The sequence below is a fragment of the Xanthomonas sp. NCPPB 2632 genome, from assembly GCF_041228075.2.
Classification (GTDB): Bacteria; Pseudomonadota; Gammaproteobacteria; order Xanthomonadales; family Rhodanobacteraceae; genus Luteibacter.
The window spans coordinates 4,744,449-4,760,931 of sequence record NZ_CM192979.1 but is presented as its reverse complement, the minus strand read 5'-3'; the positions used below and the strand labels follow the sequence as shown (position 1 = coordinate 4,760,931).

Sequence of the window (16,483 nt, the reverse complement as noted above, 5' to 3'; positions counted from 1 at the left end):
GCGGCGCCAGGCGGGATACCCGACGAAGGAGACCCCCCATGATCCGTCTCGTCACACATGATTTCAGCGAGGCCAGCGAAGGCCAGGAAGCTGGCGAAGCCCTGGTGACCTTCGTCGCCTGCGCCCACGCCATGCTCGACCCCGGCACCCCGGAAGACCAGGTCCGGCGCCTTGAACCGAGGCTGTTGGCCCAGTTGCCCACCCTGCGGGCGCTCGGTGTCTTCGACCTGTTCGAGGTGCGCGACCCGGCGCTGGCGGCCCTGCTGGCCGACGAAGCATGAGCTAAAACCGACACGGTAATATATGCCTGACGTATATTTGCCTTGACAACTATATTTAGAGCAATAGAATGCGTGGCATGTCCACGTCTTCGTTCCCGCTCTGCGACACGCCCGACAGCCTCGGTGCACTTATCGGCATGGTGCGCAGCGAAATCGTCCGGGCGATCGAGTCCGACCTGGCGGCCCAGGGCACGGACCTGAAGTTCACCCAGTTCCACGTGCTCAAGCGCCTCGCCATCGCCGGTCCCATGACCGCGACGGAGCTGGCCCGGGCCGTGGATCTGGACGGGGGCGCGATGACACGCCAGCTCGACCAGCTGGAGACCAAGGGTTACCTGCGTCGCCAGCCGCACGCGCAGGACCGCCGCGCGTTGCGCATCGATCTCACCGAGGCCGGCGTGGCGCTGTGGAAACACCTGCACGAAAGCAACCTCGCCACCCTGGAACGCGCCCAGAAGACGCTGACCCAGGACGAGCGCGACAAGCTGCACGACTACCTGGGGCGCGTGCTCAACGCGCTTCGCGAAAAGAACTGAACCTACGTCCGAGGCAAAACGCAATGCGTCTGCACACACTCGTGGCGGCCGTCGGGGCCGCGTTGATCCTCTCCGGCTGCGTCACCAGCCGTGGCCTGGATCCGCAAGGCACGCTGACCGATCCGTCCACCCTCCACGCCGGGCGCAGCCTGGCGAAGGTTCCCGTCTCCCCGGCCGGCTGGCCGGCGGCCGACTGGTGGACGGGGCTGGGTGACAGCCAGCTTTCCTCGTTGATCGAGGAAGCCCTGAAGGACAACCCCGACCTGGCCACCGCCAGTGCGCGCGTGCGCCAGGCCCAGGCCCAGGCCGGCTCGGCCGACGCCACGCGCGGGCCCACGCTCAACGTGGGCGGCGGCGCGGCCGGCGCGCACCTGCCGGGCTCGCTGCTGCCCGATCCGCCGGGCAACCATTTCTCGTGGACGAAGTACGGCTACGGCAGCTTCAACTGGGATCTGGACCTGTGGGGCGGGCGTCGCGCCGCGTTCGAGGCGGCCGTGGGTTCGCAGCGGGCCGCCGAGGTGGACATGCGCGCCGCGCGCATCGAGATCTCGACCAATGTCGCCCGCGCCTACGTGCAACTCGGGTACGGCTTCACCCAGCTGGATGTGGCCCACGCCGAATTGGATCGCACCCACGCATCGCAGAAGCTGACCGTGCAGCGCGTCGCCGCGGGCGTCGATAACCAGATGCAGGTCAAGCAGGCGGACAGCGAAGTGGCCTCGGCCGAGCGCGAGGTGGCGGTAGCGCAGCGCGCCATCGACAGCGCCCGCAGCTCGCTCAGCGTGCTGCTGGGCAAAGGTCCGGATCGTGGCCTGGACATCGTGCGTCCCGCCGCCTTGAGTCCGGCCGCTGTCGCCATCCCGGCCAACCTGCCGGCCGACCTGCTCGGTCATCGCGCCGACCTGGTCGCCGCCCGTTGGCGGGTCGAGGCCGCCTCGAAGGACATCGTCTCGGCCAAGGCGCGTTTCCTGCCCAACGTGACGCTGGGCGTGCTGGCGGCGCAGCTGGCCGGCGGGTCGGAAAACCTGTTCGCCTCGCAGGCACGCTTCTGGCAGGTGCTGCCGGCGTTCTCGCTGCCCATCTTCGACGGTGGCCGCCTGCGCGCCAACCTGGCCGGCAAGGATGCGGACTACGACCTGGCCGTCGCGCAATACAACACCACCCTGGTGGGTGCGCTCAACGAAGTGCAGGACGAACTGTCCGCCCTCGACTCCCTGGGCACGCAGATCCAGGCCCAGCAGCGCGCGCAAGACGCCGCACAGCAGGCTTACGACCTGTCGCAGCAGCGCTACAAGGCAGGCGTCGGCAGCTACCTCGAGTCGCTGGTGGTACGCCAGCAGCTGCTCGAGGCCGAGCAGCGCACGGCGTCGCTGAAGGCGCAGCAGGTCGACACCTCCGTCCAACTGATCCAGGCACTGGGGGGCGGATTCCGCCCCTCGGCCGACGACGCTTCCGTCGCCGCCGCCAGCACGCCGGCAACCCCTTAAGAAATCGTCCCGAGGCCGCTTCCGATGTCACAAGAAACCACCGCCCCCGCTGGCGCCGTCGTCGCGCCGCCCCCGAAGAGCCGTCGCGGGTTCTTCCTCAAACTGCTGTTGCTCGTGGTCATCCTCGCCCTCATCGGCTGGGTGATCTGGTACTTCGTGGACGGCCGCTGGTACGAAGAGACCGACGACGCCTATGTCAATGGCAACGTGGTGCAGATCACCCCGCAGATCGCCGGCACTGTGACGTCGATCGGCGCCGACGACGGCGACCTGGTCCACCAGGGCGACGTGCTGGTCAAGCTCGATCCCAGCGATGCCGAGGTCGCGCTCGAGAGCGCGCGTGCCAACCTGGCCAACACCGTGCGTCGCGTGCGTGGCCTGTATAACAACGTGACCTCGGCGCAGGCCGATGTCGCGGTACGCAAGACCGCGGTGGACCGTGCGCGGCAGGACTACAACCGCCGCCGCGACCTCGCCAAGACGGGTGCCATTTCCGCCGAGGAACTCTCGCACGCCGCCGATACGCTGACCTCCGCGGAAAGCAGCCTGGCCTCCGCGAAGCAGTCGTACAGCAGCAACAAGGTGCTGGTCGACGACACCGTCGTCTCGTCCCATCCGGACGTGCGTGCGGCTGCCGCGAAGCTGCGTTCGGCCTACCTCGACTTCGTGCGCGCCACGCTGGTGGCGCCGGTGGACGGTTACGTCGCCAAGCGCAGCGTACAGGTCGGCCAGCGCGTGCAGCCGGGTGCGGCGCTGATGGCCGTGGTGCCGCTGCACGATGTGTGGATCGACGCCAACTTCAAGGAAACCCAGCTGACCCACATGCGCATCGGCCAGCCGGTGGACGTCACGGCCGACGTGTACGGCGGCGACACCGTGTACAAGGCGAAGATCCGCAGCCTGGGCGTCGGCAGCGGCAGCGCGTTCTCCATCCTGCCGGCGCAGAACGCCACGGGTAACTGGATCAAGATCGTGCAGCGCGTGCCGGTGCGCGTGGTGTTCACCGATCCCAAGCAGCTGGACGACAAGCCGCTGCGCCTGGGCCTGTCCACCAAGGTCACGGTGTCGCTGCACGACCAGAACGGCGCGTTGCTGGCGAAGCAGTCGCCCACGCAGCCCGAGTTCAGCACGCCGATCTACGACAAACAGCTGGCCGATGCCGACAAGGACATCGCGCGCGTGATCCACGAGAACACGTCCGCGGGTGAAGGCGCCGAGCAGCAGCAGGCCCCGAAGTAAGGGAGAGGGCTCATGAGCACCGAATTTCGACCGCCCAACCTGGCGCTGTCCACGGTCGGGCTATCGCTCGCGACCTTCATGCAGGTGCTCGATACGACGATCGCCAACGTGTCGCTGCCCACCATCGCGGGCAACCTGGGCGTCAGTTCCAACCAGAGCACCTGGGTGATCACCTCGTTCGCGGTGAGCAACGCCATCGCGCTGCCGCTCACCGGCTTCCTCACCCGTCGCTTCGGTGAGACCAAGCTGTTCGTCTGGGCCACGCTGCTGTTCTCGCTGGCGTCGTTCCTGTGCGGCATCGCGCAGAGCATGACGATGCTGATCGTGTTCCGCGCCATCCAGGGTGCGGTAGCCGGCCCGATGTACCCGATCACGCAGAGCCTGCTGATCTCGATTTATCCACCGGCCAAACGCGGCATGGCGCTCGCGCTGCTGGCGATGGTCACCGTCGTGGCGCCTATCGCCGGCCCCATCCTCGGCGGCTGGATCACCGACAACTACACCTGGCCGTGGATCTTCTTCATCAATGTGCCCATCGGCATGTTCGCCAGCTTCGTGGTAGCCAACCAGATGAAGGGCCGGCCGGAAGTGACCGAGAAGCCGAAGGTCGACTACGTGGGCCTGATCACGCTCATCGTCGGCGTGGGTGCCTTGCAGGTGGTGCTCGACAAGGGCAACGACGAGGACTGGTTCAACTCGCCGTTCATCGTGATCACCGCGATCATTGCCGCGATCGGCCTGGCCGTGTTCCTGATCTGGGAACTCACCGACAAGGACCCGATCGTCAACCTCAAGCTGTTCCGCCATCGCAACTTCGCCATGGGCACCCTGTGCCTGGTGCTGGCCTACGCGGCGTTCTTCGCCATCGGCCTGCTGGTGCCGCAATGGTTGCAACGCAACGTGGGTTACACCTCGACCTGGGCGGGACTGGCGGCGGCACCGCTGGGCATCATCCCGGTGATCCTCACGCCGTTCGTGGGTAAGTATGCGCACAAGTTCGACCTGCGCATCCTGGCGTCGGGCGCGTTCGTGGTCATGGGCGCGACCTGCTTCATGCGTTCGGACTTCTATCTGCAGATCGACTTCTACAGCGTGGCGATGGTCCAGCTGATCCAGGGCCTGGGTGTGGCGTTGTTCTTCATGCCGGTGCTGAGCATCCTGCTGTCCGACCTGCAACCCCGGGAGATCGCCGCGGGCTCCGGCCTGGCGACCTTCCTGCGCACGCTGGGCGGCAGCTTCGCCGCGTCGATCACCACGTTCCTGTGGGACCGCCGGGCCATCGTGCACCACGAGCGCCTGGCGGAGAACTTCACCCCGTTCAATCCGAACACCACGCAGGCCATGGCCCAGATCGGTCGAGGCGATCCGCAATACGCGGCTTCGTCGGTCAACGCGATGATCACCAACCAGGCGTACCAGATCTCGTTCAACGAAGTGTTCTACCTGCTGGGCTTCGTCTTCGTCGCGCTGATCTTCGTGGTGTGGCTGGCCAAGCCGCCGTTCGCGGCCAAGGCGGGGCCGGCGGCTTCGGGGCATTGAGCGGTGGTTTGCCTTCGGTGTTGTGTTTGGTCCTAAAGCTTTAAAGCTTTAAGGCCTTGCGGTCGTGGAGCAAGAGCCGGCGGGTAGCCCCCTCGGTGCCACGCCTGCGGCGACCCGTCGTGGAAAGCCGCTAGCGCGGCCGTGTCTTTGATTCGCGCACATCGTGCGCTCCTACCCGCGGCCGTATGTCTATTGCCCTACGGGCCCGGGTCGGGCAGGTTGTGGAACGCGTGATCCGCCGGCGGTGTAGGAGCGCACGATGTGCGCGAACCCTCAACACACCTAAGGGCACCGATGCCGTGAGCAACAGGCAAGCGAGCGTTCCCGGCTACGAAGCAAAACCCGGCTTTTTGCTCTCCCCACACGCAACCTCAGTCATCGAAAGAGCCGGCGGGTGCCACCCTCGTGGCCGGTAGCCGCAGGCGAGGGCTTCGAACGGAAAAGGCCCGAAGGGGGCCGGCCAGGACGGCCGGCCATTTTTGCTGAGCCATGGATGGCGAATCAAAAATCCCCGTTCGAAGCCCGACCCGTGCCCGAAGGGCAATAAGTAAACGGACGCGCCAGCGGCCCTTCCCTTTCGGGTCGCCGCAGGCGTGGCCACGAGGGTGGCACCCGCCGGCTCTTGCTCCACGACCCAAGGCCAAACGCGATGCCGAAGGCTATCCCCCTCCTCAACACGAAAAACTCAGATATCGAACCCAATACCCACCAGCCCCATGGTCTCCCCCCGATTCGGCTCCTGGAAGCTCCCGTTGGAGATATGGCGGATCTGGAAGCTGATGTTCTTGTACTGCCAGCCCAGGGTGCTGACGAACTCGTAGCCGCTGGACAGCGCCTGCGTGCGCCCGCCCGCCGTGCCGGCGACCTGGAAGCTGAAGAAGAACGGACGGTACCAGTCACCCTCGCTGCCATAGTGGAGACGCGCACCGGCAGCGCCCACCCAGACATTGTTGGTGACGCCGGGACGGGACTGTTCGTAGCGACCGATGTCGCGCCCCTTCACGTAGCCGATCGACACGTCGGGTGACCAGGTGAAGCGACTACCCCCCATCGGGCGGGCGTCGAACACCGACTCGATGAAGAAGACATTGGTGCCGTAACTGTCCATGTAGCTGCGGCCACCCTGCAGCTCGATGTGGGTTTCGGCGGCCGCGGGGATGGACACGGCGGCAAGGGAAAGCGCGGCGAGAGCGCCGAGGGCGAGGCGGGACGAACGCATGGCAGGGGAAGGTCCTTGTGCTGGGACGTGTTTATGAACCGGATGGTTCGGTAAATAGTGTTGAGCGGGCGTGAAAAAAGGGGGAGGGCGAAATCTTTCTCGTTCAAGCCGCGTCCTTCCGTGCCGTTACAGGACGACGAGGCTTCGCAAGGGCGGGCCAGGACCACGACCCGAGGAGGCGGCAATACGGTGGCGACCGCGACGGCACAGGGAGCGACCAAGACCCGCGCCCATACCATCCGTCTGGCGATCTGGGCCGTTTGTGTCGCGCTTTCGCTCGGCATCGCCGCGCTGGTCGCGGGCCTGCAGATGCAGGAATACGCGCGCATGCTGGCGACCAGCCAGCGTCAGGTCGCAGCGTCGGCCAATGGCGTGGTCAGACTGCTCGACCAACAGGTGGATGCCAGCCTGGGCCCCCTGTTGGCACTGCGTAACGAGGTCGATGGCCCCGATATTTCGGAGTTGCGCGCCAACCTTGCCGAGGTGCAGGCGCGGCACCCGGAGTTGCCCAATTTCCTGGCCCTCGACGCGCGCGGCACGGTCATCGCCTCCACGCACACGCCGGTCTACGACTGGGTCCCGATGCTGGCCGCTCCGCGGCGGATGGCCCTGGGTGCCAGCGTCCGGGTAGCCATCGGTGAGACGGAAGGATCCGGGTCGGCCTTACGCATCCTGGTGGACTCTCGAGTGGTGGAGCCGGCCGCCTTCGGTACGGTGATCCGCGCGGAGCGCATGCGCGACGCGATGCGCCTGACCATGCTGGGCAACACGGCCGAGATGACGATCTTCTCGCCGTCCGGCCGTGTGTTCACCAGCAATGGCGAGGGGCCGGTCAGGGCTTGGACCGCGGGTAACGTGGCCCCCGGCAGCACGGGCTTCGTCGACGACCCGGAGCGTATCGCGGCCTGGGCCGCCTCCACCGTCTACCCGTTCGTGGCCCGGTCCTCGGTCGATCGCTCGGCCGTGCTGGCGGACTGGTGGACGCAGGCCCGGCAGACCCTGCTGGCCACGCTGGCCCTGGTGCTGCTCATCCATCTCTTCGCCACCGCGTCCGACCGGGCCTACCGGAAGCAGTCGCGGCTGTTCGACGCGCTGTCACGCACGGCGCGGCACCTGGGCGACGTGCAGCGGACCGGTCACATCGGCCTGTGGGAGGCCGACCTGACCTCCGGCGAGATCGTCTGGTCCGGCCAGGTCCACCAGATCACCGGCCACCCTCCTGATCGCGTGGTGGTGCGTCGTGGCACGTACTACAAGCTGGTCCACCCCGACGACCAGGCCGGTATCGTCGCGTGGGTGGACCGCTTCGCCAGCGAGGACGGCCCGCTCGAGTTCGAGCACCGGCTGTGCCGCGTGGATGGCCAGGAAGTGCGGGTCGCCCTGCGCGCCTCGCGGATCACCGACGAAGAAGGTCGGCCCGTCCTGGCCGGGACGATCGCCGAGGTCACCGTGCTCCACGAAACGCGCCGACGGCTGGAGGACACCGATCGCGATCTCGCCGCCAGCGCCGCCGCCTACCGTCAGTTGCTGGCGCGCGTGCCGCTGCCGCTGGCCATCGTGCGTGACGACGGCATCGAGTACGCCAATCCGCGCGCGGAAGAACGCCTGGGCAGCAGCGGCGAGACCCTGGTCGGCCGCCGCGTGGACGGCTTCATGGACGATGACGCGCTGGCGGTGCTGCGTGCCGGGTCGCCCGATGGCGCCAACCTCATCGCGTGGCTCAATCCCGACCACGGCATGCCGTTCGAGGCCGAACTGGCCCTGTCCGATTACCGTGACACCAAGGGCGACGGCACGCTGGTTATCATGCGTGACGTCACCGAGCAGCGCCGTTACGAAGAGCGCCTCAACCACCAGGCGACGCACGACGAACTGACCGGGCTACCCAACCGGCGCGCCCTGCGCGAGAAACTCGACGAGCTGGTGACCGAAAGCGTGCGCGAGGGCTCGGGCCTGATGGTCCTGTTCATCGACCTGGACCACTTCAAGGTCATCAACGACGCGCTCGGCCATGCGCTGGGTGACCAGGTGCTGCGCGACGTCACCCTGCGCCTGGGCGATGCGCTGGACGGCTTGGGTCATGTGGGCCGTTTCGGCGGCGACGAGTTCGTGGCGATGCTGCCCTTCACCAGCCATCCGGCCACGGCCATGGACGTGCTGCCGCGTATCCAGCGCGCCATCGAGGAGCCGCTGACCGTGGGTGGCACCATGCAGCGCCTGAAGTGCAGCATGGGCGTGGCCTTCGCCACCCGCGACGGCGCCGATGCCGATACGTTGATTCGCAATGCCGACACGGCCATGTACGTGGCCAAGCGCTCGGGCCGGCACACGTGGAAGCGCTACGCGGCCGACATGCATGCCACCGCCATGGCGCGTCTCACCGTGCTCACGCGGCTGTCCGGCGTCAACCTGGACAACGAGCTGTCGCTGGCCTGGCAGACGCAGCACTCGGGTGACGATGGCCGGGTGATCGGCGTGGAAGCGCTGTTGCGCTGGCCGTCCGCACCGGCGGATCTGGCCGGCAACGACAAGCTCGTGCCCCTGCTGGAAGAAACCGGCGCCATCGTGCAGATCGGCCAGTGGGTGCTGCGCGAGGCCTGCCGCCAGCAGCGACTGGTGTTCGATCGCCTGGGCCCCGGGTGTCGCATCGCGGTGAACGTCTCCGCCCAGCAGCTGGTGCACACCGACCTGGTCGCGGAGGTGCGCATGGCCCTGGCCGAGACCGGCGCCAGTGCGTCCTCGCTGGAACTGGAACTGACCGAAAGCGCGTTCATGCAGGAGCCCGAGCGCGCCATCCGGACCCTGCACGAGCTGCGCGCCATGGGCGTGAGCATCTCACTGGACGACTTCGGCACCGGCTACTCCAACCTGACCTACCTCTCGCGGTTGCCGCTGGACAAGATCAAGGTGGATCGCCACTTCACCGCCAGCCTGCTCGACGACGATGTCGACGCATCGATCTGCCGATCCATCATCTTCCTCGCCCGCAGCCTCAACCTGGAAGTGGTGGCGGAAGGCGTGGAAACCGAAAGCCAGCGGCGCTGGCTGCTGGGCGAAGGGTGCGTGGCGATGCAGGGCTACCTGTTCGCCCGTCCGGTGTCGATCGACGCGCTGGAAGCCAGCCTGTGCGGCAACGGCGCCGTCGAGGACTGGTCGTCCGCGATGGTCGCCACGGGCTCGCCGGGCGGCGATTGACGCACGGTTTGCTCCGGGTAAAACTGCGCCCTCCTTCCCCTTCGGCCGTAGCCATGCCCACCCATCGGCGACGAGGCGTGACCCCGCCGCGTGGCACGCTGACCGAAGGTCCGATCGTCAGCACGCTGTTGCGTTTCTCGCTGCCCATCCTGGGCGCCAACGTGCTGCAGTCGCTCAATGCGTCGGTGAACGCGGTCTGGATCGGCCACTTCCTCGGCGAGGCCGCGTTCGCGGCAACCTCGAACGCCAACCTGATCCTGTTCTTCCTGCTGGGCGTGGTCTTCGGCGTGGGCATGGCCACCACGATCATGGTCGGCCAGACGCTGGGGGCGAACGACGTGCCCGAGGCGCGGCGCGTGGTGGGCACGGGGCTCGGTTTCTTCGTCGTGATGTCGCTGCTGGTCGCGCTGGGCGGCTTCGTCGCCACGCCGGTCATGCTCGCCGCCATGGGCACGCCGCACGACGCGCTGCCCTATGCCACGGCGTACCTGCGCATCATCTTCGTCGCCCTGCCGGCGATGTACCTGTACACCTTCCTCATGATGACGCTGCGTGGCGCGGGCGATTCGCGCATGCCCTTCGCCTTCATGCTGCTGTCGGTGGTGCTGGACGTCGCGCTCAATCCGCTGCTCATCTTCGGCCTGGGCCCGGTACCCGCCATGGGTATCGCCGGCTCGGCGGTGGCCACGCTGATCGCGCAGGTGGTCTCGCTGCTGGCGCTGGTCGGCTGGCTATACCGGCGACGCCATTTCCTGTGCATCGGCCGCCACGAACTGCACCTGTTGCTGCCCCGGCCCGTGCTGCTCAAGCAGCTGCTGCTCAAGGGCCTGCCGATGGGCGCGCAGATGATCGTTATCTCCTCGTCGGCCATCATCATGATGTCGCTGGTCAACCGGCACGGTTCGCAGACCACGGCGGCCTACGGCGCCGCCGCGCAGTTGTGGACCTATATCCAGATGCCTGCGCTGGCGATCGGCTCGGCGGTGTCGTCGATGGTGGCGCAGAACGTGGGGGCGCGGCGCTGGGATCGCGTCGCCGGCATCGGCCGCGCGGGCATCCTTACCAACTTCCTGCTCACCGGCACGCTGGTGCTGGTGATCTACCTGTTCAACCGGGCGGCGCTGGCGCTGTTCCTGGGCGAGGACAGTTCCGCCATCGGCATCGCACAGCACCTCAACCACATCGTGGTCTGGTCGTTCCTGCTGTTCGGCGTCACCTTCGTGATGTTCGGCGTGGTGCGCGCCACCGGCGCGGTGATGCTGCCGCTGGTGGTGCTGGTCATCGCGATGTGGGTGGTGCGCTATCCGTTCGCCGCTTTCCTCGAACCGTACTGGGGCGCGGACGCCATCTGGTGGAGCTTCCCCGTGGGCTCGCTGGTGTCGCTCGCCATCACGGCGGTGTATTACCGCCGCGGCAGCTGGAAGCGCGCAGCAATATTGCCGCCCAGCGTAGGAGCGCACGATGTGCGCGAACCCTAAACCTATTCCCGGCGAATGAAGCCACCCATCCGCACAGGCGAGCGCTTCCGTGCATCCGGTATATGCTCTTTCGGGCGCACGGAACCGACTTCACGCGTGTGAGGTTGCGGCATCGATCGTTTTTTGCGGTGATGAGGGTTCGCGCACGAGCGTGCGCTCCTACATGCGGGTTTTTACGTACGTCTTTTTTTACACGCGTTTCTTGCGAAGGCGTTTCCAGCGCTTGTAGCGGCGCTTGAGCATGCGGCGGTGTATCCGCGTGGCCTTGCGTTCCTTGCGGTCGTGGTTCCACAGGTAGATGGCGGGCGTGCTCAGCAGCGTCAGCATCTGCGAGACCAGCAGGCCGCCGACGATGGCGATGCCCAGGGGACGGCGCATCTCGGAGCCCACGCCGAAGCCGATGGCCAGCGGCAGTGCCGCGCCCATGGCGACCAGCGTGGTCATCGTGATCGGGCGGAAGCGCACCAGCGCGGCCTGGCGGATGGCCTCCACGGGCGACATGCCGTGCTCGCGCTCGGCGACCAGGGCGAAGTCGACCATCAGGATCGCGTTCTTCTTCACGATGCCGATCAGCAGCAGTACGGAGATGATCGCCATCAGCGTGAGCTGCGTCTGTGTGACCAGCATGGCCAGGAACGCACCTGCGCCAGCGGCCGGCAGGGTAGAGATGATCGTCAGCGGGTGCCCCAGACTCTCGTAGAGGATGCCCAGCACGATGTATACGGCCAGGATGGCGCCGATGAGCAGCACCATACCGTTGGACTGTGCATCGCGTATGCGCTGGTTGGTGCCTGTGACGTCCATGCGAATGCCGCCGGGAAGATGGATGCGGCGTACGGCCTCCTCTGCCAGCGCGGTGCCCTTGTCTGCGGTGATCTTCGGCGCGAGGTTGTACGTGATATCCGCCGATTCAAGCTGATTCTGATGCGTGACCGCCATGGGTGCGGCTATCGGGTCGATGCTGGCAACGGCCGAGAGCGGAATCATCTTGCCGACCGAATTCTTCACGTAGGTATTGAGCAGTGAATCCGGGCTCACCTCCTGCGCGGCGGCCGCGGTAAGCACCACCCAGTACTGGTTGATGTCCGAATAGATGATCGACACCTGGCGCTGGCCGAACGCGTTGTAAAGGGCCGAGTCGACCATGCCCATGCCCACGTTGAGCCGGCCGGCGGCATTGCGGTCCACGGTGAGCATCTGCTGCTTGCCGACGACGTCGAAGTCGCTGCCCACGTTACGGAACTCGGGCATGCTGCGCATCTCGCGCACCAGCTTCAACGTCCACGGCTGCAGTGGCTCACCGCCGGTGCTGATCAGCTGGAAGGAATACTGCCCGCGGTTGCTGTTGCCTCCGCCGCCGCCGAGGAACTGCAACGGATTCATGAAGACCTGGACATCGGCGAGCTTGTCGTATTCCTTGCCCTTGCGCTCCATGAATTCCTTGATGGACTCGCGGCGCTGGCCTGGAGCACTGCCCTTGGGCTTGAGGTCGACGAACATGGTGCCGGTGTTGCCCACGCCTCCGCCGTTGCCGTCACCGAGGATCGTCGTTACGTCGGCTACCGACGGGTCGTTCTGCATCATTTCGCCGACACGTTTCATGCGGCGTGCCAGTTCCGTGGGCGAGATGTTGGCATCGGCACTGACTTCGCCCTGGAGCATGCCCGTGTCCTCATCGGGCATGAAATTGCCGCCGGCGGTCTTCACCACGGCAAAGGCCAGCCCGAACGTCGCCACCAGGAGGATCAGCGGTTGCCAGCGCATCACTCGTCGGTGATGCATGGCCCAGTCCAGGCCACGCTCATAGAATCGCAGGAACCCGCGATCGAATCGCTCCAGTGCACGCTCCACTCGCCCGGGTTGCCGATCCGGTGCGTCGTGCTTCAGGTAGCGTGCGCACAGCGCCGGTGTCAGGGTGAGAGATACCGCGGCGGAGATCAATACCGCCGCGGTCAGGGTCACGGAAAACTCCCGCAACAGCTTGGTGAGCAGATTGTTGCCAAACAACAGCGGCGCGAACACGGCAACCAGCGACAGCGTGATCGACATGACGGTGAAGCCGATTTCGCGTACGCCCTCCAGCGCGGCCGCCATCGGACGCGCACCGGCTTCCATGTGCCGCACGATGTTCTCGATGACCACGATGGCATCGTCTACGACGAAGCCGATGCAAAGCACCAGTGCCATCAACGACATCGTGTTGAGCGTATAGCCAAGCGACCACATGATGACGAACGCGCCCGCCAGTGACAGCGGCACGCTCAACGTGGCGATGAGCGTCGGCCCGAGCCTGCGCAGGAACACCATCATGACCAGGAAGACCATCACGATGCTGATCAGCAGTGCCACCTTGACCTCGTGCAGCGCCGAGCGGGTGGTCTGGGTGAGGTCGAAGATGGGCGTGACCTGCACATCGGCCGGCAACATCGAGCGGAATCGTGGCAGTGCCGCGCGTACCGCATCGGCGGTGGCGATGGCATTCGCCTCCGGCCGCTTGTTCATCTGCATGGTCACGGCGCGCTCGCCCTGGAACCATGCAGCCTGGTTTTCGTCCTGCTGGCCATCGTAGACGCGGGCGATGTCCGATAGCCGCACCGGCACGCCGTTGCGCATGGCAATCAGGATCGTGCCGAAGTCTTTCGCATCACGCAGGCTGTCGGTGGCAGTCACCGTCATCTGGCTACGACCGTCGGATAGCACGCCCTGCGGGGAGGTGACGTTGGCCGCGTTGAGCGCGTTGGAGACGTCGTTGGCAGTCAGGTTCTTGGACGATAGAGCGCGGGTATCCAGCTCCACGCGCACGGCGTGCGGTGTGCCACCGAACACCTGCACCCGGGATACGCCATCGATCTGTGCTACCGCCGGTCGGATGAGCGTGTCTACCACGTCGTATAGCTTGTCGGGGGGCAACGTCTTCGATGTGAAGGTCACCAGCAGCACGGGGATCTGGCCGGTGTCGAACTTGAAGTATTGCGGCGGCGACGGCATGCCGGCCGGCAGGTCGGCGGCAGCTGCGTTGATCGCGGCCTGCACGTCGCGCGCCGCCGAGTCGGTGGAGCGGTCCATGGTGAAACGAACGCGCACCTGGCCATTGCCTTCTGTGCTGCTCGAGTACATCTGGTCGACGCCCGGGACCTGGCCCAGGTGACGCTCGAGGGGGGCGACGACCGTCGATGCCATGGTCTGTGCGTTGGCACCGGGCATCTGCGCCACGACGACCACGACGGGCACGTCGACGGTCGGCAGCGCTGCTACGCCGAGCAGCATGTAGGCGATGCAACCGCACAGCACCAGTCCCGCCGCAAGCAGCGAGGTTCCGACGGGCCGACGGATGAAGGGAGCGAAAACGTTCACGGCACTTCCTGTGGCCGCGGGAAGGTATACCCGCGCGCCCCGACTTTATGACGTCTGGCCTTCCTTGTGGCGTGTGCCTTTAGGGGGGCCCCTGCCGGAAGGCAGGGGTACCCCGTTTGCCGGCGGGAGCCGCCGGCAGGCCGGATCAGCGCAGGGGCGAGAAGCGCAGGGTGAGGTAATACGTGCGGCCCAGCTGGTTGTAGTACGCCGCCGTTTCGTAGCGTTTATCGGCAACGTTCGCGACGCGGCCCTGCACGCTCCAGGCGTCGTCCAGGTGCCAGGTGGCGCGCACGTCGGCGGTGGTGTAGCCACCCAGGCGCGTGGTGTTGGCCGGATCGTCGTAGCTGTAGCCCGAGGCGTAGACCGAGCCGCCCAGCGTGAACGCGCCCAGGTCCCTGTCCAGGTCCACCCGGCCGGTGCGGCGGGGGCGACGGGCCAGCAGGTTGTCCTTTTCCGTGCCGCTGTCACGGTCCAGCGGCTGCTGCAGCGTGAGGTAGCCGCGCACGTGCCAGCCGTCCAGGTCGGCGCCCACCTGCCCTTCGATACCGCGCAGGCGCGCCTTGCTGACGTTGATCGGCAGGAAATCGGCGTCGGAGCCGATCAGGTCGTCCACCTGGGTCTGGTACGCGTTGACCGCCCAGGTCCAGATGCCGGGGCGGCTGGACAGTCCGATTTCGGCCGTGCGGGATTTTTCCGGCTTCAGGTTCGGCACGGACGGACCGTACGGGTAGTACTCGTCGTTGAACGTCGGCGCATGGAAGGCGGTGCCGTACGAGGCCGTGATCTTCATGCCCTCGTCGAAGCGGTAGCCGTAGGCCGCCGAGCCGGTGGTGTGGTTGCCGAACTGCGTGTTGTGGTCGTGGCGCGCGGACAGCTGAATCTCGTGCGGGCCGAACACGCCCTGGTACAGCGCGAACACACCGGTGTTGTTGCGGGTGTCCTTCAGGTACGGCGTATCGCTCTTGAGCTTTTCCTGCTGGTAATCGACGCCGGCGGTCAGCGTCTGCCCGGCCGCCAGTGTGATGTCGTTCTGCCAGGAGGCCTGGTTGCGCCTGGAATACAGGTAGCCCGTACGGACCTTGTCGGCGCCGGTGACGAGGTTGCCGAGGCCGTCGTAGTACTTCTTCTGCGCGCCGTTGAGGTAGTTGTCCGCCCTATCCTGGTTCTGGCCCAGGCTGACCGACATGCGCCAGGCCGACAGCACGTCGAACGCCAGGTTCGCACCGGCCACCTGCTGCGAGCGCCGGGTCAGGTTCTGGAAATCGCCGTCGTATTCGATGTCGCCCTTGCTGCGCAGCCAGCTGCCGGTGAGTTCGGTGCCGTTATCCCAGCGGTAGCCGCCGGAGAGCGCGCCGTTGTAGGTGCGGTAGGCGTCGTGGTCCGGCTCGTCGGTGAAGCAGCCCTTGAACGCGTCGGCCGCACCAACGCGGCAGGCGTTGATCCCCGCGGTGTACTGGCCGCCCAGGCTGGCGTTGTACCAGCCGTGCGTGGTGCCGCCCGAGAGACCCACCTGCCCGGCGGTGTAGCCGTGGCTGCCGCCGCTGATCGACAGGCTGGGCGTGGGCGCTTCGCCGGCCTGGCCGCGACGGGTGAAGATCTGGATGACGCCGCCGATGGCATCCGAGCCGTACAGGCTGGAGCGCGGGCCACGGACCACCTCGATATGGTCGATCTGCTCGACCGGCAGCTGCTCGTACGCGGGCAGGCCGGCACCCACGGTACCCACGCGCACGCCGTCCACCAGCACCAGCGTGTGTGCCGAGTTGCTGCCGCGCATGAAGAGCGAGGTCTGCTGGCCCAGGCCGCCCGTGTTGGTCATGGTCACGCCGGGCAGGCCGGCCAGCAGGTCCTGCACGTTGCGGGGCTGCAGGCGCTCGATGTCCTCGCGGCTGATGACGGTGACCGGGGCCAGCACCTCGTCGAGCGGGGTGGGCGCGCGGTTGGCGGTGACCACCACCGGGTCGAGGGTACTGTTGGGTGCGTCGGCCGCGTGGGCAGCGACGATCGTCGACAGCAGGGCCGTCGCGAGCAGGGTCTTCTTCATGGAACGGGTTTCCTCCGCCGCTGGTGCGGCAATGCGTAGCCTCAACAGGCGCGCGGGAGGACACAACGACGAACGGCACCGGGCAACACCCGGATGACTGTCCGGATTCGC

The 16,483-nt window shown here is 66.7% G+C and carries 10 protein-coding genes; 7 read left to right on the top strand and 3 right to left on the bottom strand.

The window, feature by feature from the left end; translation table 11 throughout:
• Window positions 1-38 precede the first annotated feature (38 nt).
• The 5 genes from AB8808_RS20425 to AB8808_RS20405 all read left to right on the top strand — a co-directional run bounded on the left by AB8808_RS20425 (window position 39) and on the right by AB8808_RS20405 (window position 5,082).
• On the top strand, window positions 39-281 hold the full coding sequence (locus tag AB8808_RS20425; protein WP_369925492.1) for a hypothetical protein: 243 nt from the start codon (window positions 39-41) through the stop codon (window positions 279-281).
• A 77-nt stretch (window positions 282-358) separates the two neighbouring features.
• Entirely contained in the window at window positions 359-817 is a 459-nt protein-coding gene (locus AB8808_RS20420; RefSeq protein WP_369925491.1) for a MarR family winged helix-turn-helix transcriptional regulator, read from the top strand.
• 23 nt (window positions 818-840) lie between these two features.
• Window positions 841-2,304, top strand: a complete 1,464-nt coding sequence (locus AB8808_RS20415) for an efflux transporter outer membrane subunit (RefSeq protein WP_369925490.1) — start codon at window positions 841-843, stop codon at window positions 2,302-2,304.
• A 24-nt stretch (window positions 2,305-2,328) separates the two neighbouring features.
• Window positions 2,329-3,543, top strand: a complete 1,215-nt coding sequence (locus AB8808_RS20410) for an HlyD family secretion protein (protein ID WP_369925488.1) — start codon at window positions 2,329-2,331, stop codon at window positions 3,541-3,543.
• Between the two features lie 12 nt (window positions 3,544-3,555).
• Complete coding sequence (locus AB8808_RS20405; RefSeq protein ID WP_369925484.1) at window positions 3,556-5,082, top strand: DHA2 family efflux MFS transporter permease subunit; 1,527 nt, start codon at window positions 3,556-3,558, stop codon at window positions 5,080-5,082.
• A 685-nt stretch (window positions 5,083-5,767) separates the two neighbouring features.
• Here AB8808_RS20405 and AB8808_RS20400 read toward each other — a convergent pair.
• Complete coding sequence (locus tag AB8808_RS20400; RefSeq protein WP_036138845.1) at window positions 5,768-6,301, bottom strand: acyloxyacyl hydrolase; 534 nt, start codon at window positions 6,299-6,301, stop codon at window positions 5,768-5,770.
• Window positions 6,302-6,490: 189 nt separating this feature from the next.
• Here AB8808_RS20400 and AB8808_RS20395 point away from each other — a divergent pair, with 189 nt between their 5' ends.
• The gene (locus tag AB8808_RS20395) at window positions 6,491-9,496 is read left to right on the top strand and encodes a putative bifunctional diguanylate cyclase/phosphodiesterase (RefSeq protein ID WP_369925482.1); all 3,006 of its coding nucleotides are present in this window, start codon (window positions 6,491-6,493) and stop codon (window positions 9,494-9,496) included.
• A 77-nt stretch (window positions 9,497-9,573) separates the two neighbouring features.
• A complete protein-coding gene (locus AB8808_RS20390) occupies window positions 9,574-10,974 on the top strand; it encodes an MATE family efflux transporter (protein ID WP_369925480.1) in 1,401 nt (466 codons plus the stop codon).
• Window positions 10,975-11,163: 189 nt separating this feature from the next.
• Here AB8808_RS20390 and AB8808_RS20385 read toward each other — a convergent pair whose 3' ends face one another.
• Together AB8808_RS20385 and AB8808_RS20380 are read right to left on the bottom strand one after the other, a co-directional pair.
• Window positions 11,164-14,328, bottom strand: coding sequence for an efflux RND transporter permease subunit (locus AB8808_RS20385; RefSeq protein ID WP_369925478.1), 3,165 nt, complete (start codon window positions 14,326-14,328; stop codon window positions 11,164-11,166).
• Between the two features lie 145 nt (window positions 14,329-14,473).
• The gene (locus AB8808_RS20380) at window positions 14,474-16,372 is read right to left on the bottom strand and encodes a TonB-dependent receptor domain-containing protein (protein ID WP_369925475.1); all 1,899 of its coding nucleotides are present in this window, start codon (window positions 16,370-16,372) and stop codon (window positions 14,474-14,476) included.
• Between the last annotated feature and the right edge of the window lie 111 nt (window positions 16,373-16,483).

Excerpts from the sequence above, each read along its gene's own strand:
- AB8808_RS20405 (WP_369925484.1), top strand. The coding sequence starts at position 3,556 with ATGAGCACCGAATTTCGACCGCCCAACCTGGCGCTGTCCACGGTCGGG.
- AB8808_RS20420 (WP_369925491.1), top strand. The coding sequence starts at position 359 with ATGTCCACGTCTTCGTTCCCGCTCTGCGACACGCCCGACAGCCTCGGT.
- AB8808_RS20410 (WP_369925488.1), top strand. The coding sequence starts at position 2,329 with ATGTCACAAGAAACCACCGCCCCCGCTGGCGCCGTCGTCGCGCCGCCC.
- AB8808_RS20415 (WP_369925490.1), top strand. The coding sequence starts at position 841 with ATGCGTCTGCACACACTCGTGGCGGCCGTCGGGGCCGCGTTGATCCTC.
- AB8808_RS20380 (WP_369925475.1), bottom strand. The coding sequence starts at position 16,372 with ATGAAGAAGACCCTGCTCGCGACGGCCCTGCTGTCGACGATCGTCGCT.
- AB8808_RS20400 (WP_036138845.1), bottom strand. The coding sequence starts at position 6,301 with ATGCGTTCGTCCCGCCTCGCCCTCGGCGCTCTCGCCGCGCTTTCCCTT.
- AB8808_RS20425 (WP_369925492.1), top strand. The coding sequence starts at position 39 with ATGATCCGTCTCGTCACACATGATTTCAGCGAGGCCAGCGAAGGCCAG.